23 protein-coding genes, 1 other RNA gene and 2 pseudogenes are annotated in these 24145 nt (G+C 65.8%); 14 read left to right on the top strand and 12 right to left on the bottom strand.

Features of this window, described 5'->3' with window-relative positions:
• Positions 1 to 99: 99 nt before the first annotated feature.
• Positions 100 to 468: a transfer-messenger RNA gene (ssrA, locus tag WA965_RS03840) on the top strand.
• 148 nt (positions 469 to 616) lie between these two features.
• Here the strand turns inward: ssrA and WA965_RS03835 are convergent.
• From WA965_RS03835 to WA965_RS03825, 3 genes are read right to left on the bottom strand one after another with little or no spacing between them, the layout of a single operon-like run.
• Positions 617 to 1000: a type II toxin-antitoxin system VapC family toxin gene (locus WA965_RS03835; protein WP_526303000.1), complete on the bottom strand. Its 384-nt coding sequence runs from the start codon at positions 998 to 1000 to the stop codon at positions 617 to 619.
• Positions 987 to 1241 (bottom strand): type II toxin-antitoxin system Phd/YefM family antitoxin, encoded by a 255-nt coding sequence (locus WA965_RS03830; protein WP_526303001.1) that lies wholly within the window; start codon positions 1239 to 1241, stop codon positions 987 to 989. The genes WA965_RS03835 and WA965_RS03830 overlap by 14 nt, the downstream gene beginning before the upstream one ends.
• Positions 1242 to 1294: 53 nt before the next feature.
• Positions 1295 to 3082 (bottom strand): serine/threonine-protein kinase, encoded by a 1788-nt coding sequence (locus WA965_RS03825; protein ID WP_526303002.1) that lies wholly within the window; start codon positions 3080 to 3082, stop codon positions 1295 to 1297.
• Between the two features lie 200 nt (positions 3083 to 3282).
• Here WA965_RS03825 and WA965_RS03820 point away from each other — a divergent pair, with 200 nt between their 5' ends.
• Positions 3283 to 4056, top strand: a complete 774-nt coding sequence (locus WA965_RS03820) for an SDR family NAD(P)-dependent oxidoreductase (RefSeq protein WP_526303003.1) — start codon at positions 3283 to 3285, stop codon at positions 4054 to 4056.
• A gap of 23 nt (positions 4057 to 4079) precedes the next feature.
• On the opposite strand, the gene WA965_RS03815 is transcribed toward WA965_RS03820, so the two are convergent.
• The 3 genes from WA965_RS03815 to WA965_RS03805 are packed head-to-tail and all read right to left on the bottom strand — an operon-like array spanning position 4080 to position 6699.
• Positions 4080 to 4409, bottom strand: a complete 330-nt coding sequence (locus WA965_RS03815) for a hypothetical protein (RefSeq protein WP_526303004.1) — start codon at positions 4407 to 4409, stop codon at positions 4080 to 4082.
• Positions 4410 to 4458: 49 nt separating this feature from the next.
• Positions 4459 to 5592: a fatty acid desaturase family protein gene (locus WA965_RS03810; protein WP_526303005.1), complete on the bottom strand. Its 1134-nt coding sequence runs from the start codon at positions 5590 to 5592 to the stop codon at positions 4459 to 4461.
• Between the two features lie 15 nt (positions 5593 to 5607).
• The gene (locus tag WA965_RS03805) at positions 5608 to 6699 is read right to left on the bottom strand and encodes a ferredoxin reductase (protein ID WP_526303006.1); all 1092 of its coding nucleotides are present in this window, start codon (positions 6697 to 6699) and stop codon (positions 5608 to 5610) included.
• Positions 6700 to 6763: 64 nt separating this feature from the next.
• On the opposite strand from WA965_RS03805, the gene WA965_RS03800 reads away from it, so the two are divergent.
• Positions 6764 to 8056 carry a PucR family transcriptional regulator gene (locus WA965_RS03800; RefSeq protein WP_526447111.1) on the top strand — a complete coding sequence of 431 codons (1293 nt, stop codon included), beginning with the start codon at positions 6764 to 6766 and terminating at the stop codon, positions 8054 to 8056.
• Positions 8001 to 8699 (top strand): annotated as a pseudogene (locus WA965_RS03795) (amino acid permease); the annotation flags it as partial. The gene WA965_RS03800 and the pseudogene WA965_RS03795, both read left to right, overlap by 56 nt.
• A 21-nt stretch (positions 8700 to 8720) precedes the next feature.
• Here the strand turns inward: WA965_RS03795 and WA965_RS03790 are convergent.
• Together WA965_RS03790 and WA965_RS03785 are read right to left on the bottom strand one after the other, a co-directional pair.
• On the bottom strand, positions 8721 to 9395 hold the full coding sequence (locus tag WA965_RS03790; RefSeq protein WP_526303007.1) for an alpha/beta hydrolase: 675 nt from the start codon (positions 9393 to 9395) through the stop codon (positions 8721 to 8723).
• Positions 9396 to 9454: 59 nt separating this feature from the next.
• Positions 9455 to 10615, bottom strand: a complete 1161-nt coding sequence (locus WA965_RS03785) for an LLM class flavin-dependent oxidoreductase (protein WP_526303008.1) — start codon at positions 10613 to 10615, stop codon at positions 9455 to 9457.
• Between the two features lie 210 nt (positions 10616 to 10825).
• Here WA965_RS03785 and treS point away from each other — a divergent pair, with 210 nt between their 5' ends.
• On the top strand, positions 10826 to 13072 hold the full coding sequence (treS, locus tag WA965_RS03780) for a maltose alpha-D-glucosyltransferase (protein ID WP_526303009.1): 2247 nt from the start codon (positions 10826 to 10828) through the stop codon (positions 13070 to 13072).
• 11 nt (positions 13073 to 13083) lie between these two features.
• Here treS and WA965_RS03775 read toward each other — a convergent pair whose 3' ends face one another.
• Positions 13084 to 14331 (bottom strand): sulfotransferase, encoded by a 1248-nt coding sequence (locus WA965_RS03775; protein ID WP_526303010.1) that lies wholly within the window; start codon positions 14329 to 14331, stop codon positions 13084 to 13086.
• A gap of 28 nt (positions 14332 to 14359) precedes the next feature.
• On the opposite strand from WA965_RS03775, the gene WA965_RS03770 reads away from it, so the two are divergent.
• Together WA965_RS03770 and WA965_RS03765 are read left to right on the top strand one after the other, a co-directional pair.
• Positions 14360 to 14935: a TetR/AcrR family transcriptional regulator gene (locus WA965_RS03770; RefSeq protein WP_526303011.1), complete on the top strand. Its 576-nt coding sequence runs from the start codon at positions 14360 to 14362 to the stop codon at positions 14933 to 14935.
• Positions 14932 to 16044, top strand: coding sequence for a DUF1214 domain-containing protein (locus WA965_RS03765; RefSeq protein ID WP_526303012.1), 1113 nt, complete (start codon positions 14932 to 14934; stop codon positions 16042 to 16044). Before WA965_RS03770 ends, WA965_RS03765 begins: the two co-directional genes overlap by 4 nt.
• Here the strand turns inward: WA965_RS03765 and WA965_RS03760 are convergent, their stop codons facing one another.
• On the bottom strand, positions 16045 to 16590 hold the full coding sequence (locus tag WA965_RS03760) for a nuclear transport factor 2 family protein (RefSeq protein WP_526303013.1): 546 nt from the start codon (positions 16588 to 16590) through the stop codon (positions 16045 to 16047).
• A gap of 171 nt (positions 16591 to 16761) precedes the next feature.
• Here WA965_RS03760 and WA965_RS03755 point away from each other — a divergent pair, with 171 nt between their 5' ends.
• Complete coding sequence (locus WA965_RS03755) at positions 16762 to 17490, top strand: proteasome-type protease (protein WP_526303014.1); 729 nt, start codon at positions 16762 to 16764, stop codon at positions 17488 to 17490.
• Positions 17491 to 17510: 20 nt separating this feature from the next.
• Here the strand turns inward: WA965_RS03755 and WA965_RS03750 are convergent, their stop codons facing one another.
• Positions 17511 to 18416 carry an NYN domain-containing protein gene (locus tag WA965_RS03750; RefSeq protein ID WP_526303015.1) on the bottom strand — a complete coding sequence of 302 codons (906 nt, stop codon included), beginning with the start codon at positions 18414 to 18416 and terminating at the stop codon, positions 17511 to 17513.
• 119 nt (positions 18417 to 18535) lie between these two features.
• Here WA965_RS03750 and WA965_RS03745 point away from each other — a divergent pair, with 119 nt between their 5' ends.
• Together WA965_RS03745 and WA965_RS03740 are read left to right on the top strand one after the other, a co-directional pair.
• Positions 18536 to 19975: a DUF2252 domain-containing protein gene (locus WA965_RS03745; protein WP_526303016.1), complete on the top strand. Its 1440-nt coding sequence runs from the start codon at positions 18536 to 18538 to the stop codon at positions 19973 to 19975.
• A 51-nt stretch (positions 19976 to 20026) separates the two neighbouring features.
• Complete coding sequence (locus WA965_RS03740) at positions 20027 to 21031, top strand: glycosyltransferase family 4 protein (protein ID WP_526303017.1); 1005 nt, start codon at positions 20027 to 20029, stop codon at positions 21029 to 21031.
• 31 nt (positions 21032 to 21062) lie between these two features.
• Here WA965_RS03740 and WA965_RS03735 read toward each other — a convergent pair whose 3' ends face one another.
• Complete coding sequence (locus WA965_RS03735) at positions 21063 to 21422, bottom strand: Rv2640c family ArsR-like transcriptional regulator (RefSeq protein WP_526303018.1); 360 nt, start codon at positions 21420 to 21422, stop codon at positions 21063 to 21065.
• A 98-nt stretch (positions 21423 to 21520) separates the two neighbouring features.
• Here WA965_RS03735 and WA965_RS03730 point away from each other — a divergent pair, with 98 nt between their 5' ends.
• The 4 genes and pseudogenes from WA965_RS03730 to WA965_RS03715 form a co-directional block, all read left to right on the top strand.
• Positions 21521 to 21985, top strand: coding sequence for an ArsI/CadI family heavy metal resistance metalloenzyme (locus WA965_RS03730; RefSeq protein WP_526303019.1), 465 nt, complete (start codon positions 21521 to 21523; stop codon positions 21983 to 21985).
• Positions 21986 to 22105: 120 nt separating this feature from the next.
• Entirely contained in the window at positions 22106 to 23014 is a 909-nt protein-coding gene (locus WA965_RS03725; RefSeq protein WP_526303020.1) for an SDR family oxidoreductase, read from the top strand.
• A 6-nt stretch (positions 23015 to 23020) separates the two neighbouring features.
• Entirely contained in the window at positions 23021 to 23926 is a 906-nt protein-coding gene (locus WA965_RS03720; protein WP_526303021.1) for an EamA family transporter, read from the top strand.
• Between the two features lie 46 nt (positions 23927 to 23972).
• Positions 23973 to 24145, top strand: a pseudogene (locus WA965_RS03715) (short-chain dehydrogenase); the annotation flags it as partial.

The raw sequence follows: 24145 nt of genomic DNA, 5'->3' as shown, positions 1-24145 counted from the left end.
CGCGAGCGGGTCGTTTTCAACCTGGAACATTTATTCGCTGGCCGATGTTGAAACGGCCGGTATTATGAACTATCCCGCCGGAGGTCGGTGGGGGTGCGAGGGGCTGAACGGTTTCGACTTCGCGCATCGAATCAAGGGAAGCGTGCCGGTGCAGGCAATTGACCACCGTAAGCGTCGTTGCAACCAATTAAGCGCCGATTCCAATCAGCGCGACTTCGCCCTCGCTGCCTAAGCGACGGTGAGTCTGTCAGACCGGGAGCGCCCTCGGCCCGGACCCTGGCATCATCTAGAGGGACCCACCGATACGTCCGGTCGCGGGACATATCGGGACATCAAACAGCGACTGGGATCGTCATCCTGACTTGTTCGCGTGATCAGGAGATCCGAGTAGAGACATAGCGAACTGCGCACGGAGAAGCCTCGAGGGAATGCCGTAGGACCCGGGTTCGATTCCCGGCAGCTCCACCAGAAGGAACCAGGTCAGGGACATAATCCCTGGCCTGTTTTCTTTGTGGAGGCACGGTCTAGGAATTTTGCAGCGAATGGACGCGTCGCGTCGCGTCTATCGAGCGCGGGTGGCGGCCGACTCGCCCAACCTCAGATAAAACGCAGGCCGTCACTTGGTGGCGTCGAGAATGAACTCCCTCTGGAGTCCGAGCAGGACTCTGTCAGCGGTGAGCAGTCGTAAGCCGGCCCGGTCGGCTTGGGCGACGAGGAGTCGATCGAACGGGTCATGCCGCGTCAATTCGGGATAGTCGCGGATCGCTTCGGCATGCTCGGCGGTGATGTTCAGCAAAATGAGACCTTGACCGATCAGGGCTGCGGACAGCCCAGCCGGGACGGAGAGCTTGCCGAGCATCGCCTTGATGGTCAATTCCCACACCGTCGCGGTGGACACGTGAACACCGGGCGATGCGCTGATCGTCTTTCGAGCCGCGGAACCGAGGCGCGGGCTGTCGTCGAGCAGCCAGAGGAGCGTCTGACTGTCAAGAAGCAGCATCGCCGCGGTCTTGTGCGCCGTAGAACATCTCCTGAATCTCCGGATCGACGTCGAAGGACGCGTCGTCGTAGGTGAGTTGGCCCCGCAACCCACCGAACGCGATATCGACCGCTTGATGCGGTATGAGGTCCGCTACCGGCTTCCCGGCTTTCGAGATGACCACCCGCTCCCCGGCTGCCACCCGTTCGAGGAGACGAGAGAGGTGCGTCTTCGCCTCGTGAATGTTCACGTTCACCGTCACCACACCAAGCTACCGAACTGACTTAGTCTGGTCTAGTCTATTAAGCGGACTACTCAGCGAGCCTGCAGCGTGATTTCGGAGATCTCCGTCCGGCTCTGGCCGTCGGTGGTGCCCAATGTGCTGATCCACACCAGCACATTGGAGGTCTCGGTCGCGTCATCGACCTCGATGCGGTTCTCGCCGGGCTGCAAGGTCGTGGCCGGGGTCAGTTCCGCGGTGTCGGCCAGCGAGGCCGGAGTCTCGGTGGGCGACGAGCGGATCTGCACTTCGGTTCCCGTGCTGGACAAGTCAATGGTGACGGCACCCAGCGCCGCCGGTTCGGACAGGTGCAACATCAGTCCCTGTCCCTCGATGAAGTTCGGGAACGGGACCGCGTCCCGGTAGGTGACGGTGGACCAGGACGTGTCGGGGTCACCGTCGATCGCCAGTTCGGCTTCCTGCGGATTGTCCGGCGCGCTGTCGGGCGCGAACACCGTGACGCTCTCGGGTGTGAGGATCGGGCCCGGGCGAGTCCACAGGCCGAACCCATCGGTGAACCACACCACCGCGCCCGCCACCACCACGATCACACCGACGAGGGCGGCGACCACCGCCAACCGAGCGCGACCGCGTCGGGGCGCCGTTTCGGTTTCCCACCTCGCCGTAGTGCTGGGCGGAGACGACCGGCGCTGGGGAGGGGTGGCGGCCGGGAAGATGCCGACCTCGTCGGCGTCGAGGGTATGGCCGTCCCAGACACCACTGACCTCGACCTGGTCGCCTTCTGACAGTCGACCCGCTTCGAGTTCAGCGGGGATGTCGACCGGGACAGGGACAGGGAGGTTGTTGGTCGGGCCATCCGGCATCAGGTGGAACGACAGGGTCCCTGGTTGGCCCGGCCCGCCGGACGCGCTGTGCGTGACCGCGCGCGCTGTCCCATGAAGGGTCACCCGCTCGAGACGCTGCGTGCCGAGACGGCCTTCCGACGCCGGCGAACCCGACCGCGGATGCGGTGGAGCGTGGAGGCTTCGACCTGGTTGCGCGAGGGCGTGGGTGAAGTCGAGACAACTGGGATATCGCTCGTCGGGATCCTTCGCCAGCGCTCTGGCGAGGACGTCGTCGAGGTGTGCGAGATCGGGTCGGCGCTCCGATATCCGCGGCGGCGGAGTGCCCAGATGGTGACTGATGACAACCGCCCGATTGGCATCGGGAAAGGGCGGCGCACCGGTCAAAAGATGAAAAATTGTGGCAGCCAACGCATATTGGTCGGCGCGGCCGTCGAGCGACTGGCCGCGCAGTTGCTCGGGCGCCATGTAGCTGACGGTTCCGATCGCGACGTTGTCGTCGGTGAGATTGCTGACGTCGTCGAACCGGCGTGCGATGCCGAAGTCGGTCAGGAGCACCCGTCGCCGACGTCCATCCGACTCGGTCACGAGGACGTTCTCCGGCTTGACGTCACGGTGGAGCAGACGGTGCTCGTGGGCGAAGTCGAGCGCGTCGGCCACCGCCGACGCGATCTCCCGGACATCGCGCTCCGGCATACCGCGCGGGTACGACTCTTTGATCAACCGGCCGGCGTCGATCCCGTCCACGTAGTCCATCGAAATCCACAGCCGGCCGTTGTACTCACCTCGATCGAGAACGCCGACGATGTGCGGGTGTCGCAGGGTCGCGGCCAGTTCGGCCTCGCGAATGAATCGTGCGCGGAACTCGGTGTCCGCCGTTGAGGTGGGCGACAAGATCTTGAGCGCGTCGTGACGAGGCAGCCGAGGATGCTGGGCGAGGTAGACCTCGCCCATCCCACCGGTGCCGAGTAACCGCTGGATCACGTACCCGGCGAATTCCTCGCCGTTGTTCAACGGCATGCCCGAAAGCCTACAAACCGGCTCCGGTACGGCGGAGTCCAGTAGGGCCGATCGCGCTGTCGACGCCTTGCACCTGCTCTCATTTCGGCCACAGAACGCACCGCGGCGACCAAAGCCCGGACACCGTCCGACCAGCGGTGACACGATGCGGCGGTGAACTCAGGGGCGAATATCGACGGGCTGACCGCGATGGGGAAGTTGTGAGCCAGGAACCGGGGCGTCTTCTCGGGAAGTCGGCTGTGATCACCGGGGCGGCGTTCGGCATCGGTCGGGCGACCGCCGAGCTGTTCGCCCGCGAGGGGGCGCGGCTGACCTTGACCGACATTCAGGGCGAACCGCTGCTGGCGCTGGCCGATGAATTGCGGCACGCCGATGCGGAGGTCGAGACGGTCATCGGCGACGTCTCGGTCGAGGAGGACGCGCGACGGATGATCGGGGCCGCGGTCGACCGCTTCGGCCGGCTCGATGTGCTGGTGGCCAACGCCGGAATCATCCCGCTCGGCGATGTGAGGGAGATGACCGCCGACAGCTGGGACGAGGTGATGGGCATCGATGGACGCGGCATGTTCCTCACGTGCAAGTTCGCGATCGAGGAGATGCTGCCGACCGGTGGCGGCGCCATCGTCTGCCTCTCCTCGATCTCGGGGCTGGCCGGGCAGAAGCGGCAGGCGGCCTACGGGCCCGCCAAGTTCGTCGCAACCGGCCTGACCATGCATCTGGCGGTCGAGTGGGCCGACCAGGGGATCAGAGTCAACGCCGTTGCACCGGGAACGATTCGGACCGAGCGGGTCAGGCGGCTCCCGGACGAGCCGGGCGGCTCGGAATACCTGGCGACCATCGAGGGGATGCACCCGATGGGCCGTCTCGGCGAACCGGCCGAAGTCGCCAGCGCCATCGTCTTCCTGGCCTCTGACGACGCCTCCTTCATCACCGGCGTGGTGCTGCCTGTCGACGGCGGGTATCTCGCGCAGTAGCGCCCGGTTTGGGGTTCGAGAAGTCAGCCCTCGCCGCCGAGCTCGGTCCGGTCCCGCTCGTTCTCGCCGGCATCCTGGGCCATCACCGACTCGTCGAGCCACTGCTGGACATCACCGCCGAGGCGATCCGCGGACAGCTGGGCGAAGTCGAGCGCCTGAACTGCCATGGCTGCCAACACCTTCATGGCCCGTTCGCTGTGGTGGATCTCCACCATCAGTGCCTGGAGCGCCTCATAGTCTTCGGCGCACAACGCTGACAGATACCGACGGGCATCGGAGAACTCCCGATCGACGTGGGCCAGCTTCCTTCGGAAATCAGCGGGCGAGGGGAGGTCGTCGGGCGTGTGGGTCATGGGCTCATTGTGACGTTGATGAACTCAAACCAGAGGCGGTTCGCGACTGTCAGTTCTCGGTGTTGCTGCCCCGCCCGAAGAGGCTGAAGTTGTTGGGCAACGAAAGTCGGAACACCTTCTTCCACGCCGAGGCAACCTGGTTGGGAAGCGATCCGCTGGTGTACGTCAGGCCGTAGCGCTCGAACAGGTCCTGCACCTTGGGCGCGATCTCCTGGTAGCGGTTGCTGGGCAGATCGGGGAACAGGTGGTGCTCGATCTGGAACGACAGGTTGCCGGTCATGAAGTGCAGCAGCGAACTGCCGGAAATGTTTGCCGATCCCAGCATTTGGCGCAGGTACCATTCGCCGCGGGTCTCGCCGTCGATGGAGCTCTTCTCGAATGTCTGGACACCTTCGGGGAAGTGTCCGCACATGATCACCGAGTGCGTCCACAGATTACGGACCAGGTTGGCCGTCACGTTCGCGGTGAGGGTCGGCAGCGCCGACGGGCCCGACATCAGCGGGTGCAGAAGGTAATCGCGGGTCGCGTGCTTGCGAATCTTCGCGACGACCTGCTTGGCATTGCGGCGGAACTCGTCTTTGTCGGTCCGGCCCTTCAGGAACTTGCCGATCTCGAGGTCGTACGCGGCGATGCCGTACTGGAACATGCAGGCGTTGATGGCATTCCACAGCGGCTGCGCGAGGTAGAACGGGATCCACTTCTGGTCCTCGTCGACGCGCATGATGCCGTAACCGAGGTCGTGATCCTTGCCGAGCACATTCGTGTAGGTGTGGTGCACCTCGTTGTGGGAGTGCTTCCACATATCCGACGGGGAGGCGTTGTCCCACTCCCATGTCGTCGAGTGGATCTTGGAGTCGCGCATCCAGTCCCACTGGCCGTGCATGACGTTGTGGCCGATCTCCATGTTCTCGACGATCTTTGATACCGACAGGCCCGCGGTGCCGATGATCCAGGCGGGCGGGAACAGCGAGAACAACAGCACGGCGCGGCTGCTCAGTTCGAGCTTGCGCTGGCCGTCGATGACCTTGCGGATGTAGGCAGCGTCGTGCTCGCCGCGTTCGGAGAGGATCTGGTCACGGATGGCGTCCAATTCGAGGCCGATGTTCGTGATGTCGTCGTCGGTGAGGTGGGCGGCCGGGCCGGTGTTGGTTTCAGTTGTCGGCTCGAGGGTGGAAACGGTCATGTCGAATCTCCTTGACTAAAGATCGATTTCGCAGGTGCCCGCGGCGGCGGAGACGCAGGTTTGGATCTGGACGTTGTCGCCCGGTGAGGCGGTGGTGACGTCGCCGGTGCGGAGGTCACGCACCGCACCCTGGCGCAGCGGAGCGACGCAGCCGAAGCAGATGCCCATCCGGCACCCAGAGGGCATCAGCACTCCTGCGGCCTCGCCGGTGTCGAGCAGCGTCTGGGATGCTTCCGCATCGACGGTTGTTCCGGACTTCGCGAAGGTGACGGCGCCGCCGTCGCCCGCGGTGATGATCGTCGGGCGAAAGCGCTCGGTGTGCAGTTGGTCGGCGATTCCGGCAGCGTCCCAGCGGGCTTCGAGGGCGTCGAGCATCCCGGCGGGTCCGCAGGCCCACGTCTGGCGGGTGGCGAAGTCGTCGACGAGGTCGGCGAGGGTCTCCATGTCGAGCACTCCTTCGGCGTCGGTGTGCCTCTCCACCAAACGGATTCGGCCTCGGCGTGCCATCGTCCTGAGTTCTTCTCCGAAGATCACGTCGCCCGCGGTGGGCGCGGAGTGCACGACTGTGACGTCGCGGTGCTGATCGGTCATGTTGCGCAGCATCCCCATCACCGGGGTGACACCGCTGCCCGCGGTGACGAAGAGGATCTTTGCCGGCTGGTGTCCTTCGAGGGTGAATTCGCCTGCGGGCTGGTCCAGCTGGATGACAGTGCCGACGGTCGCGCGACCGACCAGATGGTTGCTCACGGTGCCGCCCGGGATCGCCTTCACGGTGATGGTGATGCAGTCGTCGGGTCTGGAGGTCTCCGAGGTCAGCGAGTAGGCCCGCCACTGGCGGACTCCGTCGACGTCGATCCCGATCCGCACGTATTGGCCGGGGGTGTGGCCGCGCCATCCGCGGCCGGGCTTGATCACCACGGTGACGGAATCGCGGGTCTCGGGGTGGAGCGCGACGATGCGGCCACGGAGATCGGCGCCGGAGCGCAACGGGTCGATGACGTCGAGGTAATCAGCAGGAACCAGAGGAGTGGTCACCCGCTCCGCGAGCTTCATCACGCGCGCCCGCAGCACACCGAGCGAGGTCGTGCGGGGTGCCGTTGTGGTCATGACTCCACTCTGACTGAGGTAGAGGTATAAACTCTTGGACTCTGGGCGTGAAGAAGCCGCATGAATTTGTTCGGAGAGGATAGTTATTTCAGAACCGGAGCTCCGCTTCACTGGACTCGACCTGTCGGAGGACGTCGCGTCGGCGTTGCTGGCGGTGCTACCGAGCATGGCGGAACGCACCGTGGCCGCGGTGACCGGAGAGGTGCCCAGTTACGCCGGAGCTTTCAGCGGTCGAATGGGCGACAACATCGAGAACGCGGTGCAGATGGCGCTCGGCGGCTTTCTGCGGCTGGCGGTCCGCGCGCAGGACTCCGATGCCACGGCGACGCTGAGCCCGGCACTGGACGGCGCCTACGAACTGGGACGCGGCGAGGCGCGTCAGGGCCGGTCCATGGACGCGCTGCTCTCGGCGTACCGCGTCGGCGCTCGGGTGGCCTGGCGCGAGCTGTCGTCGACGGCCGTGGACGCCGGCGTGCCGGCCGACACCGTGGCCCGGTTCGCAGAGTTGGTCTTCGCGTTCATCGATCAACTGTCGGCGTCCAGTGTCGCCGGCCACGCCGACCAGTTGGCCACCACGGGGCGGGTGCGCGAACGCTATCTCGAACGGTTGGCCCGTCAGTTGCTCGACGGGGAGCCTGTCGAGGTTCTGCACGACAGCGCGGACAAAGCCGATTGGCAATCTCCGGCCACCCTGACCGCCGTGGTGCTCGCGGTGTCCCAAACCCGCGGTTTGGCCGCTCGATTCGGCGCGTCCACGTTGCAGCTCAACGAAGACCTGCCGGGGATCAGCCCGTCGGAGTCGCTGGCGGTGTTGCTGGTCCCGGATCTGGACGACCGGCATCGCGGCCAGTTGCGTTCGGCGCTGCAGGGCCGACGAGCGTTGGTGGGTCCGGCTCGGCCGTGGATGCTGGTCCGGTCGTCGTATCAACGAGCCCTGCGGGCACGGGAGCTGACGGTGGCCGGCGATGCCACCGTCGAGGTCATCGACACCGACGATCACCTGGTCGAACTCGTCCTGACCGCCGATCGGGACGCTGCCGACGATCTCCGCCGCCACGCGTTGGCGCCGTTGGCGGGTCTGCGGCCCAACACCGCCGAGCGGTTGGCCGAGACCCTGAGGTCGTGGCTGCTGCATCGAGGCCAGCGCGAGGTGGTCGCGGCGGAACTGTTCGTCCACCCGCAGACGGTGCGCTACCGGATGACCCAACTGCGGGAGTTGTTCGGCGACCGGCTCAACGACCCGAAGACGGTGATGGAGCTGACCGTGGCGCTGGCGGTCCCGAACGCGAAGGTGCAGTCGCGGCCTGCTCATCGTGATCATCGCGGTGGCAGTCATGGTCGGAGGCGGTCGCGGTGAGGTGGGCCGCATCACCGAACTGCCCGACGGCTCCGTTCCCGCGCCGGCGATCCTCAGCGGCGCCATCGTCGCCTACTACTCGTTCGTCGGGTTCGAGACCTCAGCCAACGTCGCAGAAGAGATCCGAAACCCGGCCAAGGTGTACCCGGCCGCGCTCTTCGGCGCCCTCATCACCGCGGGCGTCATGTACGCGCTGGTGGCCGTGGCCAATGGGGCCCTGCTCACCATGATCATGGCCAGCCGCCTGACCTACGGGATGGCTGAGCACCGGCTGTTGCCGAGCGTGTTGGGCCGGGTACTGCCCAATCGGCGTACCCCCTGGGCGGCCATCCTCGCCACGACCTTGGTGGCGATGCTGCTCACCCTGACCGGTGATCTGTCGACTCTGGCGGAGACGGTCGTCCTGCTGCTGTTGGTGGTGTTCATCTCGACCAACGTCGCGGTGCTGGTGCTGCGCCGCGACACCGTCGCCCACGACCACTTCCGGGTGTGGACTGCCATCCCGGTGCTCGGCGTCGCGTCGTGTCTTCTGCTGATGACCCAGCAGAGCGGCAAGGTGTGGCTGTTCGCGGCCATCCTGATGGCCGTGGGCGTGGTGCTGTACGTACTGGCGCGCGCAGCAACCCGGCGTTCAGCGGTCTGAGGGCGTGTCTGATTGACGGCTTCAGCGCCCCAGCGCCCCGGCGATCAGGGCGGCGACTTCGGCGGCGACCGCCAGTGTCGGCGCGTCCTCGGCGGGAAGGTAGCAGTCGAGCGCCGCGTCGTAGCGTGCACCGGCGATCGCCCCGTGATCGGTGTCGATCTCGACGACGTCCACCGGCCAGCCGACCTGTCCCAGGGCGGCCGCGAACTCACGGCTGGACGTGACGGGGACGACGTCGTCATCCACCCCGTGCAGCAACGTGATGGGCGATCCCACGCAACCGGGTGCCGGGCCGTCGAGCAGTAACCCGCCGGATATCGGATCCTTCGCTATGAAGGCGCCGCCGAGGCACACCGTGTGTGTGAGCGGGATGTCGAATTCCGTTGCATGCAGCGTGAGTCCGGCAGCCGCGAGACCACCCATCGACCAGCCCACCAGTCCCAGACCGTCGGCAGCTCCGGTGAATCGGCGGGCGAAGGCCGCCGAGTTCAACAGGTCCGACCGGCCGCCGTCGGCGGCATGTGAGTTCCAGTCGGGCACCACGACGCCGAACCGACGTTCGGCGAGCCGTTCGGCCAGTGGGCGGACTGCCGCGCGGGCGTCGGTCTGCATGCCGTGCCATAGCAGCACCGTGGGTTCCGACATCTCTCCGTAGAGATCGACCGCACGGCCCGGGGCGTACTCCTGAGTCTCCATGCGACCCGTGTTCCCCCGATCCGGCGTCAGAACCCCTACGCCGGGCGTCGGTACGTCCGCTACTGCGGGACCTTCTTGGCGTCCTGTTCCGCGGCGTGGTCCTCGATGGCTTTGCCGATCGCGTGCGCAGCGCGGTCGACGAACTCGGTTCCGTGTCCGGTCACCCAGTCGCGCGACGCGGTCGGCGGCGCAAGCTGGCCGGTGAAATGCGGCATCCCGTACTGCGCGAACAGCTCGTAGCTGTGCAGTTTCGCCGCCGGCGGTGCCCAGTCGTGGTCGAACAGCAGGAAGGCCCCGAACCCGCCATTGCTGGCCTCGACGAGCTCGGAGATCTTGGCCACCGCGTCCTCGGGCGTGCCGATCACCGCGAAGCCGGATTCTCGGTTGTTGGCGATGATCTCGGCCGCGGTGTCGCCCTGAACCGGCCCTGCCGGCAGGATGTGGGTGAAATACCTTGAGAATTCCGCGATTCCGTACTCGACATCGCGCTCTGCCTGCTCGCGGGTGTCGGCGAGGTGCATCGGGCCGACCAGCCGCCACTTCGAGCGGTCGGCGACGTGGCCGTGCTCGAGCGCGACCTCCTCCCATGTCGCCCAGTGCTGGGCCAGCAGATCCATGCCCTGCTTGGCGGTGGCGGCGATCGACAACATCCCGACGCCGTGCTTACCGGCGCCCCGCGGACCCGTGGGGGAGAACGATGCCGCCACCGCGACGTCGAAGCACGGGTCGCTGTACGGCTTCAGCTGCAGTCGGGCGTCCTGCAGGGTGAAGCCGTCGGTATGCATGGTGACGGTCTCGCCGCGCAGCAGGCGCATGATCGCGTCGAGGCTCTGCTCCATCCGGGGTCGTTGCTGATCGGCGGGGATGCCGAGCATGTGGGCGTCGGACGTGAGCTGGCCCGGACCGCAGCCCAGCATGGCGCGGCCCCGGGTGAGGTGGTCGAGCAGGACCATCCGGTCGGCGAGCATCAACGGGTTGTGATACGGCAGCGAGCTGACGCCCGTCCCGAGCTTGATGTGCTTGGTCCGCTCGGCGGCGACGGCGATGACGACCTCGGGGGAGGCGATGATCTCGAACCCGGCGGAGTGGTGCTCGCCGATCCACGCCTCGGCGAATCCGAGGCGGTCCATCATCACGATCAGGTCGAGGTCTCGTTCGATGGCGAGGGTCGGGTTCTGCCCGACCGGATGGAAGGGAGCCATGAAGTTTCCGAAGCGCATTCGCACATTGTGGCCGTAAGCGAGCAGTTCTTGGCCGCGTTTCGGGGAGCGTGGAATCCGCCGGGAGGGTTTTCCCACCGAGTTCCTCTACTTTGGGGGTGATCGATCCTGAAGGCCGACGGCGTTTCCGTATGCGGTCAGGTGGCAATACGGCCATGATCGCGTTGCGGCTGCTGCGTGCGCACTGCAAGAACTGAGAAGGAGAGGCCCATGTCGGAGTTGGAGGACTTCGGTGACGAGGAGGCTCCCGACCCGGTCGAGCCGACGTTCGCCGAACACCTTCACCCCGCGCGTCCGCGGACGCTGCGGTACCGGCCGCGGGTCAAAGCGCCGTTCGCCCGCCGGTCCGTCACGCAGGACGGACCCGCGAACGGCAGCAATCCCGCCTACGTGGAGTGGTTGCGCGCCCAGTCGATGCTCGCCGACGCCAACGAGATCAGCCAGCAGTTCTCCGGTCAGGGCTCGATGTGGCAGAACCCGTTCGCCACGCCGAACCCGCGCGCCGCGGTGGACACCGCGTCGGTGTGGTTCACGGCCTACCCGTTGTCGCTCATCACCCGGGCCGATGAATCGTTTCTCAAGGCCATGGCCAACGAGGACATGTGGCAGGCCTTCGCCGAGATCGGCATCGAGGCGGTCCACACCGGTCCGGTGAAGCGGGCCGGCGGGATCGCGGGCTGGCAGCACACGCCGAGCGTGGACGGCCACTTCGACCGGATCAGCACCCAGATCGACCCGGCATTCGGAACCGAAGAGGAGTTCCGTCAAATGTGTTCCACCGCAACCTGGTACGGCGGAACCATCATCGACGACATCGTGCCCGGTCACACGGGCAAGGGTGCCGACTTCCGGCTCGCCGAGATGAAGTACGCCGACTACCCGGGCATCTATCACATGGTCGAGATCGACCCGCGCGACTGGCATGAACTGCCCGAGGTGCCCGGCGGCGCGGATTCGGTGAACATCGATGCGGCGACCGAAGAGTGGCTGGACAAGGCGGGCTACATCATCGGGCGCCTGCAGCGGGTCATCTTCTACGCCGAAGGCGTCAAGGAGACGAACTGGAGTGTCACCCGCGCGGTCACCGGCATCGACGGGGTCGCGCGGCGATGGGTGTATCTGCACTACTTCAAGGACGGTCAGCCGTCGATCAACTGGCTGGATCCCTCGTTCGCCGGGATGCGGATGGTCATCGGTGATGCCCTGCACTCGTTGGCCGACCTCGGAACAGGGGCGCTGCGGCTGGACGCCAACGGTTTCCTGGGCGTGGAAAAGGCCGCATCCGAGGGCAGCACCGCGTGGTCCGAGGGTCATCCGCTCTCGGAGGCCGCCAACCACCTCATCGCGAGCATGGTGCGCAAAGTCGGCGGCTTCACATTCCAGGAACTGAATCTCACCATCGACGACATCCGTCAGATCGGTGAGGCGGGCGCCGACCTCTCGTATGACTTCGTCAATCGTCCCGCCTACCATCACGCGCTCGCGACCGCCGACACCGAGTTCCTCCGGCTAACGCTGCGCACCACTCTCGAATTGGGTGTCGACCCGGCGTCTCTGGTGCACGCGTTGCAGAACCACGATGAACTGACCTACGAACTGCTCCACTGGGAGAACGGTCACCGCGACGACATCTACAGCTACAAGGGCGCAGAGCTCACCGGTGAACAGATCGCCGCCTCGGTGCGCGGCGACCTGACGGACCAGCTGACCGGGGCGAACGCGCCCTACAACCGGGTCTTCACCACCAACGGCATCGCCTGCACGACCGCGACGGTGGTGGCCGCGGCGCTGGGCGTCCGCGACCTCGACACCATCGACGACATCGACCTGATCCGGCGCGCGCATCTGCTGCTCGCGATGTTCAACGCCCTGCAGCCAGGGGTGTTCGCGCTGTCCGGCTGGGATCTGTGCGGAATGCTGACGCTTCCCACGGGAAAGGTGTCCGAACTCATCGCCGGCGGGGACACCCGCTGGATCAACCGCGCCGCGCACGACCTGATGGGAACCAACCCGCAGGCTCAGCAGTCCAGTGCCGGCATGCCGCGCGGCCGGAGCCTCTACGGTTCGATCCCCGAGCAGCTCGCCGACGACACCAGCTTCATCCGACAGCTGCAAGCGATCCTGAAGGTCAGATCCCACTACGGAGTCGCGACCAGCCGTCAGCTCGACATCCCCGAGGTGTCCCACCGGGGAATGCTGGTGCTCGTCCATGAGCTCGAAGGGCAGGGACGGTTGCAGCTGACCGTGCTGAACTTCGCCAACGAGCCCAGTGCGGGAACAGTCCGGTCAGACCATCTGCCCCCGGGCGCGCGGGTGTCGGACATGTTCACCGGCACCGAACTGGCCACCGTCGACGACCTGCACAGTTTTGCCGTCGAGTTGACGCCGCTGCACGGCATGTCCCTGCTGGTGGAGACTCAGGGCGAAGAGCAAGAGGATCCGGTCACTGCTTCCTGAAAACTGTTCGCTCAGTTGAGGAATCGTTGCGCGTAGGGCGCGAACCTCTCCCGGAGGTCGTGTTCGTCGATGCCGAACATGTCGCAGGAGGTCTGGACCCTGCCGAACCGGTTGCGCTTGTGCTCGGCGAGATAGCCGTCGATCGCGATCCGGTCGTCGTCGGTCATCGGCTCGCCCGCCACCGCGTAAACCCTTTCGGCGACCCCGATCTGGTCGGACATGTAATCGTCGAATCGGACGTCCATCGACCGATCAGGAGGGATGACCTCGCGGTCGCGCACCATCGCGGACAGCAACAGGTCGAGTCGGTTCACCCACGACGCCCCGATCTCGCGCACCGGCGGGGCGGCACTGTACATCCGTGAGGAGTACGCGACCATCGCCACCATCGACAGCGCCACCGGAACGGGATCTCGGTGGGTGCAGACGACGACCAGACCCGGGAAGACCCGGTTCAGCACGGGCAACTGTTCGAGGTGCTGCGGTGATTTCAACAGCCAGCGCCGCCCACCGCGCAGGAACTGCATCGCTTTGAGTTGTGTTGCCATGTACTCGTAGTGAGGCGTCTGATCCAACTCCAGATAGTGGTCACGCCACGTCGGCACATGCGCCAGCGTCTCCATCAGCATGGTGGAGAAGTCATTGGCGAGGAGCTGGATCTCCTCGTGCACATGATCGGTGGTCATCTCGTGCATGCTGCGAAAATGCGGCATCATCAGGTCCATCATCGACAGTGCCACATCCATGCGGGCCCGCCTCGGATCCGGCTCGATTCCGGCCTCCGACGGCAGGGGGAACGGTTCGACGCTCTCCCAGTACTGCATGGTGCGGAATGTCGGGCCGGCGGCGAGCAGATTGTGGAGATGGGTGGTGCCGGTGCGCGGCAGGCCGGCGATCACCACCGGCGGAACGAGTTCGACGTCGTGGATCTCGGGGTGGCGGGTGAGGAGATCGGTGAGGAGTAGCCGATTTTTCAGCCACTGGGAGAGTTGGCTGAAGAAGTTCACCACCCCGGGGGTGTGCATGTCCTCGATGTCGTTGAGCGCCACCAGATAACGGTCGAGGCGGTCGCGGTAGTCATCGGGTCCGAAGTCGTCGAGCCCGGTCGCCTCGCGCGCATGGCGGTGCAACACGTCGGAGTCCAGCGCGCAGTCAGCCGCGAGGGGTGTCATCAGATCGCGAATCTGTTGTGCCTCAGCGCTATAACGCGGAGCAGACAGGTCGTCGAGCACGATCAGATCGCCTGGAGGTTCGGTCACGGCCAGTTATGTTACTCTGCGTTACGTAATGAGAACAGACCTGGGACGCCCCCGGAATCAGCTGATCGACGACGCGGTGCTGACCGCGACCGTCGAGTTGATCGGCGAGATCCCGTACGCCGAGTTGTCGGTCGACGCGATAGCCCGGCGAGCCCGAACCAGCAAGCCCGCCATCTACCGGCGCTGGCCGAGCAAGGCCCATCTGGTTCACGAAGCGGTGTTCCCGATCGGTGAGTCGACCGAGATCCCCTCCACCGGATCCCTTCCCGACGACATCCGGGAGATGGTGCGCCGCGTCGCCGGCGTGCTGTCAGCGCCACCTGCCCGCGCGGCGCTGCCCGGTCTGATCGGGGAGATGGCGGCCGACCCGACCCTGCACGCCGCGCTGCTGACCCGGTTCGGCGACATCATCACCCGCGGCCTCGGTGACTTCCTGGCAGGTGCGGCCGACCGTGGGGAGATCCGCTCCGAGGTGACGGCCGATGAGTTGGCCGAGGCTGTCACCGGAATCGCCCTGGTGTCGCTGCTGGCCCGGGGGACTGCCCTCGACGACGGCTGGATGGACCGAGCCGCCGCCCTGATCCTGAGAGGAATACGCGCATGACCGAATCCACCGCAGCGTGGCGGGAACTGATCGAGACGCTCGGAGGGCTGGATCGCAGCTTCCTCGAGGGGGACCGGGCCGTCACCGACGACCGCCACCTCGCCGACGGGTACCGGATGCTGGCCACCACGCTCGGAGTGGCGTTCGACACCTACCTGTTCCCCGAGCCGAGCAGACCTCAGTTCGTCGAACTCAACACGCCGTTTCGTCGGGACCGGCGCTGGGGTGGTGACAACACCGACGCGTGGTACCACATGTGCCCGGTCGACGACCGACGTCGGTACCGGATCAGCGGCAATCGTGGTGACAGCGTGTACTTCTCGGTCACCGCCTACAACGAACCCACTCCCGGGACCTGGTCGGACCGGGTGGTGAAGATCGTCAACGACAGCGATCTGGAGAGCTCAGGGGCCGTCGACGTGAACGGTGACTTCTCGTTCGAGATCGGTCCGCTACCGCAGATGGCCGTGCTGGTGACCCGCGACTATCAGGTCGACCCGCTGGTCGGCCGCCCGGTCAGCTGGAAGATCGAGGCACTCGAGGAGCCTGACCCGATCCGGCACGGAGACGACGAAACGGCGGCGGCGCTGCGGGCCTGCGCGGCCTGGCTACGCACCATGTTCGCGATCGTACCGCTCGCCGTCGGCGCCCGCGTCGACGAAGGTCACGCTCTCGGTCACGAAACCTCACAGGTGGCAAACGAATTCGGTGATCCGTACCAGGTGGGGGACAGCAATTTCGGATGGTCGGCCCGTGATGCCTGTTACTCCTACGGTAGCTTCGTCCTCGAGGACGACGAGGCACTCGTGGTCACTCATCACCCACCTGTCTGCAGGTTCTGGAACATGGTGGTGTGGAACCAGTTCATGGGTGGACACATCGTCACCGACGCCCGGGTCTCGGTCAACGCACGCACCGCGGTTCCCAACAGCGACGGTTCGGTGACCATCGTCATCTCCAAAGGCAGGACCGAGCATCCGAATTCGGTTTCCACGGTGGATTATCCGCGTGGCAACCTCGCCTTTCGCTGGTTCCATGTCGAGCAGGTGCCGGCCCGGCCACAAGCCGAACTGGTGACACTGTCGCGAGCACCCACCTCGGTGTCCTGATCAGGGGCGGGCACTGCCGGTCAACAGCGTGAAGAACCCGTGCGCGGGATCGTCGGCCCCGGGGCTGCCCTTAGGGGTGTCCCTGGTGATCGGGTGGCTCATGTCGACGGTGGACGGATCATGGACATGCGCCCAATCGGTGACGATCCTGCGGTCGCTGAACTTCCATGTACCGGTGCGTTTCTCGTACTTGTCCAGGTAGCGGCCGCCCACGACGACATCGACGTCGTGACCTCCCGCGACGAACGTGTGGTTCGAGATGGTGTAGATCTCGCCTTCGGCGCGATCCGCGCTGATGGCGAAGTTCACCGTGGTGATGTGGTGCTGCATGGACCGGATGTAGGGCCGAGCCGCGACGAGCTGGTCGAGGAACTCAGCGGCGGACCCCGCTGAGAAGGCGCCGTGGTCGTCCTGTGCATCGTCATGGTAGAGATCACGAAGCGCAGCGATGTCGCCACGATCGACGGCGCGGCAGTAGCTGTGGACGAGCCTGCGCAACTCGAATTCGTCGAACATTTCCTGCAGCAGCGATTCTGAGGGTGCCATCGCGCCTCAGCCTAGTCGCGTGACGCCGCGAGCAGCGGCGTAAGCTGGAACTCTCCAAAGGCATCTGGGCGGTATCAACTCCGAATCGTAATCGCCCGCCTACGCGTCTGTCGCCCGCCAGAATCACGCGTCTCATGAACGGGAATCTCTGATGAATCGCAGACGCGTCACGTGACCTACTGCATCGGCGTGATGCTCGACGAGGGCATCATCTTCGCGTCGGATTCCCGGACGAACGCCGGCGTCGACAACTTCGCAAAGTTCGGCAAAATGACCGTTTTCGAGCGTCCCGGGGACCGCGTCATCGTCCTGCTGAGTTCGGGAAACCTGGCCGGCACCCAGGCGATCGTCAGCCTGTTGACCCAGCGCTGTGCCGACGGCGCCGCGGAGAGCAATGTGCTGGGTGCCCGGACGATGTTCGACGTCGTGAGGTTGATCTCTGATGCGATGCGGGAGACCGAGCAACGCGACGCCGAATACCTGCGGCGGACCAAAGGCGGGTTCAACGCCTCGTTCATCGTCGGCGGCCAGCTCGCCGGGGAGCCGATGCGGTTGTTCCGGATCTATGCCGAAGGCAATTTCATCGAGGCCGGGCCGGACACGCTTTTCCTGCAGTCCGGCGAAACCAAGTACGGCAAACCCATCCTCGATCGGGTCGTCTCCTCCGACACCTCCCTCACCGACGCCACCAAGTGTGTACTGGTGTCCTTTGATTCGACCATGCGCAGCAACCTGTCGGTAGGGATGCCGATCGACCTCATCTGTTATGAACGGGACAGCGTCGAGGTGAAATTGCGTCGCAGATTCCATGACGGCGACCCGTATGTCAGTGCTCTGGGCCAAGCCTGGGGCGAAGGCACCCGTCAGGTGTTCCGCCAACTGCCCGAGCTGCACTGGTGAGCAGGAGTCACCGCGGCGATTCAGGCCTTGTCCCGTAACCGCACCATCCGGGTGGTCGAGCTCTCATCGAGCTCGACGACGTCGGACCTCGAGCGCAGGAAGTCGCTGAAGGACTTGAATCCCAAAGACTTTTCGCTGAACGACGGATCCATGCGCTTCATCTGAGCTTTCACGGCGGAGTTGTGCAGCCAGTCGGCGTCGTCCTTCTCCAAGCCGATGCGCAGCGCCCGCGTCAACAGCCCGGTGGCCGCAGCCTGCTGGTCCGGCGGGTCGGGCTCGTCGCTCTGCAGTTGCTGGTCGGCCGCGGCGGACTTGGACTTTCCGGACCTACGCTTGGGTGCGGGCTTCTCCTCGGCGACCTCGACGGGCTCGAACACCGGGATCCCGGGCAGCGTGTCGTAGGTGACGAACTCGTCGCATGCCGCGGCGAGCATGCGACTCGACGAGCCCGCCACCCCGATGCCCACCACGTACCGCCCGAGCCGTTTGCATCGCTGGGCCAGCGCGATGTAGTCGGAGTCGCCGGCCACGATCACCACGTGGGTGAGGTCGGGCAACCGGAACATGTCCTCGACCGCGTCAACGGCCAGACGGATATCCGCGCCGTTCTTGCCGTATGCCGCAGCGGGGAACAGTTGGACCAGATCGACAGCGCGCCCCACCAGTTGCCCGCGGTATCCGGCGTTGATCTCCGCCGACCAGTCGGCGTAGGCGCGAGTGAGCACCAGGGTGCCGAACGACGATGCGAAGTCGATGATCGCCCCGACATCGACGGTGGCCCGGCTGAGCCGGCCGGGATCCTCGTCCAGGCCCTTGGCCTTGTCGCGCTGGAAGGAGTTGCGACCATTCACCTGGTCGTACCGCGAGATCACGATGTTGTCGAAGTCGAGGTACACCGCAACGCGAGTGGCGCCGAGTTCCGTCATCACCTCAGTGTGGTCGATGGGCTCCGGGACGCACAGATCAGCCCCGATTCGGTGAAGTCACCCCACACCACCGCCCGACCGGCGCACCATGGGACCGGCAATTCAGCCACGAGGGAGGGGTGTTCGCAGTGAGCAGCGCGGTGGAGGGTTCCCAGCCGGCCAGGCATACCGTGCTTGCCGAGATCGACAGCGGCGCCTATCACTCACTGCGACAGCGACCCGTGACCCGCGCGGAGCGGTACGCGCTCGGAAAGAGCCTGCGCAAACGGGTGCCTCGGCGGACGCTGGCCGAGTGGACGGCGCCCCCGGACCGGCCGGATCCGGTGCATCTCATCGAGGTCAATCACCAGGGTCGACTGGACCGCCTGATTCCGATCCGGGTAGGCCGCATGGTGGCTTCCCCCTACGGCTTTCTGCGCGGCACCGCCGTGGTGATGGCCGACGACGTCGCCCACCTCCCGTCGACCGGCATCACACCAGTGGTCTGCGGCGATTCCCATCTGGGCAACTTCGGGTTCTACGCCTCACCCGAGCGCGATCTGGTGATCGATCTCAACGACTTCGACGAAGCGCACCCAGGCGGGTGGGAGTGGGATCTGCGCCGGTTGGTGGCCAGCATCTGGGTGGCGGGACGTCACAATGGCGCCTCCGAGGACGACTGTGGCTCGGCGGTGCGCTCCTGCGTCGCGGCCTACCACCAGGAGTTGCGTCGACTGGCCGACGAGCCGTTGTTCTCGCGCTCGTTCACCCGATTGGAGGTCGACCGGCTGGCCGGCGAAACCGCCGGTCCGCTCGCCGACGAGGTGAAACGGTCGGCCAAACGGGCGCGCAATCGCACCAGCGACCGCGCGCTGCCCCGCTTCACCCGTGAGGTCGACGGCGTCCGCCGGATCGTCGAAGAGTCACCGTTGATCACCCGGCTGCCGTCGCGCGAAGCGGACGCCCTGGCCGAGGCGCTCGACAACTATCTGCCCACCCTGTCCACCCACTGGCGCCGGGTTCTCGGCGGCTACACCTTGCTCGACGTCGCGCACAAGGTGGTCGGCGTCGGCAGCGTCGGTCTGCGCGCGTATGTGGCGCTGCTGGAGGGATCATCACCGGAGGACGTCGTCTTCCTGCAACTCAAGCAGGCCCGCCGTTCGGTGCTCGCGCGCTACGTGCACGGTGAGTCGGCGTGGCACGCACATCAGGGCCAGCGCGTGGTCGAGTACCAGCAGGCCCTTCAGACGGTCAGCGACCCGCTGTTGGGTTGGACGACTGTCAACGGCCTGCAGTTCTACGTGCGTCAGTTCCGCAACATGAAGGGCACCATCCCGCTGGATGCGATGGACCCCAAGGCACTCATCGACTACACGGGAGTCGTCGGGCAGCTTCTCGCCAAAGGTCATGCGCGGACCAGTGGCGCCTCGATGATCGCCGGCTACATGGGCCGCTCAGAACGGGTGGACGACGCATTGTGTGTGTTCGCGCGCCGCTACGCCGATCAGACCGAAGCCGACCACGCGGCGTTGGTGGCGGCCGTCGACAAGGGGAGATTGCCGGTCGAACGCGGGGTGTAGCCTCAGCGCATTCCCATCCAAGGTGCGGCCAGTGGCCCGATCCGAGTCGCCGTGCTGGCGCCGATCGCGTGGCGGACACCGCCGCGGCACTACGGGCCGTGGGAGCAGTTCGCCTCGCTGCTCACCGAAGGACTGGTCGCGGCCGGTCACCACGTCACCCTGTTCGCCACCGCCGACTCGATCACCTCGGCCGAACTGCACGCCACCGCGGCGACGGGGTGGTCGGAGGACACCACGATCGACGCCAAGGTCGCCGAGTGCCTGCACATCGCGTCGGTGTTCGAACGGGCCGGCGACTTCGACGTCATCCACAACGGATTCGACTTCCTGCCGTTGACCTACAGCGAACTCGTCGAGACGCCGGTGGTCACCACCATCCACGGGTTCTCCTCGGAGCGGATCGTGCCCGTCTACGAGCGCTACGGCGGCACCACCGGCTACGTGTCGATCAGCGACTCCGATCGACACCCGAAGCTGCACTACGCCGCCACCGTTCACCACGGCATCGACGTCGCCCAGTTCGGCGTCCACCCGGATCCCGGAGAGCATCTGTTGTTCTTCGGCCGCATCCACCCCGACAAGGGCACGGCGCACGCGATCGAGGTCGCCCGACGATGCGGCCGTCGTCTCGACATCGCCGGCATCATCCAGGACGACGAGTACTTTCGCGACGAGGTCGCCCCCCATGTCGACGGAGAACGGGTGCGCTATCTCGGCCCTGTCGAGGCGGCCGCGCGTGCCGAGGTGCTCGGGAGCGCGCACGCGCTGCTGCACCTGATCGACTTCGACGAGCCCTTCGGGTACAGCGTCGTGGAGGCGTTGGCGTGCGGCACCCCGGTGGTTGCCAATGCGCGAGGGTCGATGGGGGAGTTGATCATTGACGGTGTGACCGGGTATCTGGTCGGCGACATCGACTCCGCGGTGGCGGCGGTCGCCTCAGCAGGGGAACTCGACCGCAGCGGCATCGCCGGGTACGCCGCCGAGCGCTTTGCCGTCGCCACCATGGTCGACAACTACGTCGCCGTGTATCGCGACATCATCAGTGGTCGGGCTTGAATTCGCCGACCGGGAGCCAACTTTCAGTCGGTCACGTGCAGCAGTCGGGGTTGAGCACCACACACAGGGCGCCGACCGCTTCGGGGGCGGGCCGGTGGTAGACGTGCATGCCCTGCCGATCGGATTCGATGAAGCCGGCGCGGCGCAGTTGTGCGATGTGGTGGCTGACCGTCGATTCGCTCAGGCCGATCAGTGCGGCGAGTTCCCCGCTGTTCTGGGCGCCGGCCGACGAACTGAAGAGTAGCGACATGATCTTCACCCTCGCCGGGTCCGCGAGCGCCTTGAGTCGCAGCGCCACATGGAGTGCGTCCTCGTCGCTCATGGGTCCGGCGGCCACGGGTGCGCAGCACACCGGGGCGGAGATGTCGATCGTCGGCAGTGTCTTGGGCACTCTTTGATAGTGCCACGGGATTGACATATATCAAAAAGGTGGCAGGGTGTCGGTAGCTCGACAATTCGATATAAGTCTCACAGGTCCGGAGGTTCCTCATGTCCCGCGTCCAACTCGCCCTCAACGTCGACAACCTCGACGAGGCGATCACGTTCTACTCGAAGCTCTTCGACACCGCACCCGCCAAGATCAAGGAGGGGTACGCCAACTTCGCCGTTTCCGAACCGCCGCTCAAGCTGGTGCTCATCGAGAACCCGGGCAAGGGCGGCAGCATCAACCATCTCGGCGTCGAGGTGGCCACCAGCGACGCGGTGCACGCCGAGATCGGCCGACTTGCCGCCGGGGGTCTGTTCACCGAGGAGGAGATGAACACCACCTGTTGCTTCGCCACCCAGGACAAGGTGTGGGTGACTGGTCCTGCAGGGGAGAAGTGGGAGGTCTACACGGTGCTGTCAGACTCGGAGGCCTTCGGTACCAGCCCACAACACACCGAGGGTGGCAGCGCGGAGAAGGGTGTGTGCTGTGGCGGCAGTGCCGCCGACAAGGCCGACGCCTGCTGCTGAAAGGCACCAGCCGATCCCGCCGTCTTGCCAATACGGAGATCACCTGCGGTCTTAGCTGCCGCGCCCTACATTGATACCGGGATCGGCCACGCCATGCGCCGATGAGTCGGGGGTGCGGCTGTGATTCCACGGGTCAAGACGGCGATGCGGCTGGCAGGGATGCGCCCGCTGCCGCGATGGCCGGCCCGCTCCACGGTGGATCTGCGCGGCAAGCGGATTCTGTTGACCGGTGCGTCCTCGGGGATCGGCGCGGTTGCTGCGCAGAAGCTGGCGGCCGAAGGTGCATCGGTCATCGTGGTCGCCCGGCGAGAAGCCCTGCTGGCAGAGGTCGTGGAGGCGATCGTCTGCTCCGGCGGCAGCGCGTCGGCGATCCGGGCCAACCTGGCCGACCTCAACGAGGTCGACGAACTGGTGAAAACAGTTGGCCCCGTTGATATTTTGATCAACAACGCTGCCAGGTCGATCAGGAGACCGCTCGAAGAGTCGCTGGAACGCTGGCATGACATCGAGCGCGTCATGCAATTGAACTACTACGCACCGCTGCGACTCATCAGGGGTCTGGTACCCGGGATGATCGAGCGCGGTGACGGGCACATCATCAACATCGCCACCTGGCGTGTGCTGCCGGAATCGTCCCCGATGTTCGCCGCCTACAACGCATCCAAGGCGGCATTGAGTGCCGTGAGTCGTGTCATCGACACCGAATGGGGTCCCCGCGGCGTGCACTCCACCACCGTGTACTACCCGCTGGTGGCGACGGCCATGATTGCTCCGACCCGGGCGTACGACGGGGTGGCTGCGCTCAGTCCCGACGAAGCGGCCGACTGGATGGTGACCGCCGCTCGCACGAGACCGATCCGGATCGCTCCGCGCAAGGCGTTGGCGCTGCGAGCCCTCGACGTCGTAGCGCCCGGGATGCTCAACCACATCCTGGCGCGCGAAACCGATCGGATGAACGCCAACGCCAACAGGTCTGACGTCACCGCATCCACTGCGGGAACGGTCATCCCGCTCGCACGTCCCTCGTAGCCCGCAGTGTCCGGAACCGCAACGGGCCACCGGCCCGAGAACCTGGCGCTGGCAGCGATTCTCACCACTGCCGCCTTCTTCTGCGTCGCACTGGTGGGCGCCCTGGCGAAGGCATCGAGTCAGTACACCTCCACCGGGGTCCTGCTGCTGGCCCAGAACGTGATCTGTCTGGTGTTCATCACCCCGGTTGCGCTGCGCGGCGGATTCTCGTCGCTGCGAACCGGCAAATTCGGTCTGCACCTCCTGCGTGCTGCGACCGGAACCGCTTGCTGGTACGCGCTGTTCTTCGCGATCACCCAGATACCGCTGGCCAATGCCACAGTGCTCACCTACAGCGCACCGCTGTGGATGCCCCTCATCGCCTGGTGTGTCACCCGGCAGCGGGTGTCCAGATCAACCTGGGGCGGCGCCTGCATCGGCTTTGCCGGGGTGGTGCTGGTGTTGCAACCCCAGGCGCGCGGCTTCAACGTCGGTGAGCTCTCCGCCCTTGCGGGTGCACTGTTGCTGGCTGTGGCGATGATGTCGGTGCGTTGGCTGGGGGCTACCGAGCCGATGATCAGGGTTCTCTTCTACTACTTCCTGCTCTCCACCGTGATGGTGCTACCGCTCGCCGTGGTCGACTGGCAACCGTTTCCGCCGGCGGCGTGGGCGGGCTTGATCGGCCTCGGGTTCGCGCAGTTGTTCTCGCAGGTCCTCATCGTCGTGGCCTACCGGTACGCGTCAGCGGAGAAGGTCGGTCCGTTCATCTACACCGTCATCGTGTTCACCGCGCTGATCGACTGGATCGTCTGGGAACATCGACCGACGGCGACAACGTATGTCGGGATGGCACTGGTCATCGGCGGCGGACTCATCGCGGTGCGTACAGCCCGCGCGCCTGCGGGTCCGCAGGAGCTGGTGTCACCGCCGTGACAGTCACCGCGGGTCGCTTTTCGGGCGGTGCCAGTACTCTTCCAACGTGACCGCCATCGACCCGGACAAGCTGAGCACCTGTCTGCAGGTGCTGGCCGACGTCGAGTCGCTGCCGCCCGAGCACCCCGACGCCGTTGCCGTGCGCAGGGCCACGGCAGCGATCTTCAAGTCGGTGAAGAAGGCCCGCCGCGACGCCAAGCGCGACGCGGTGGCCGAGGC

The sequence above is a fragment of the Mycobacterium sp. genome (assembly GCF_049683935.1).
In the GTDB taxonomy this organism is placed as follows: Bacteria; Actinomycetota; Actinomycetes; order Mycobacteriales; family Mycobacteriaceae; genus Mycobacterium.
This window is presented reverse-complemented; position numbering and strand designations above follow the sequence as displayed.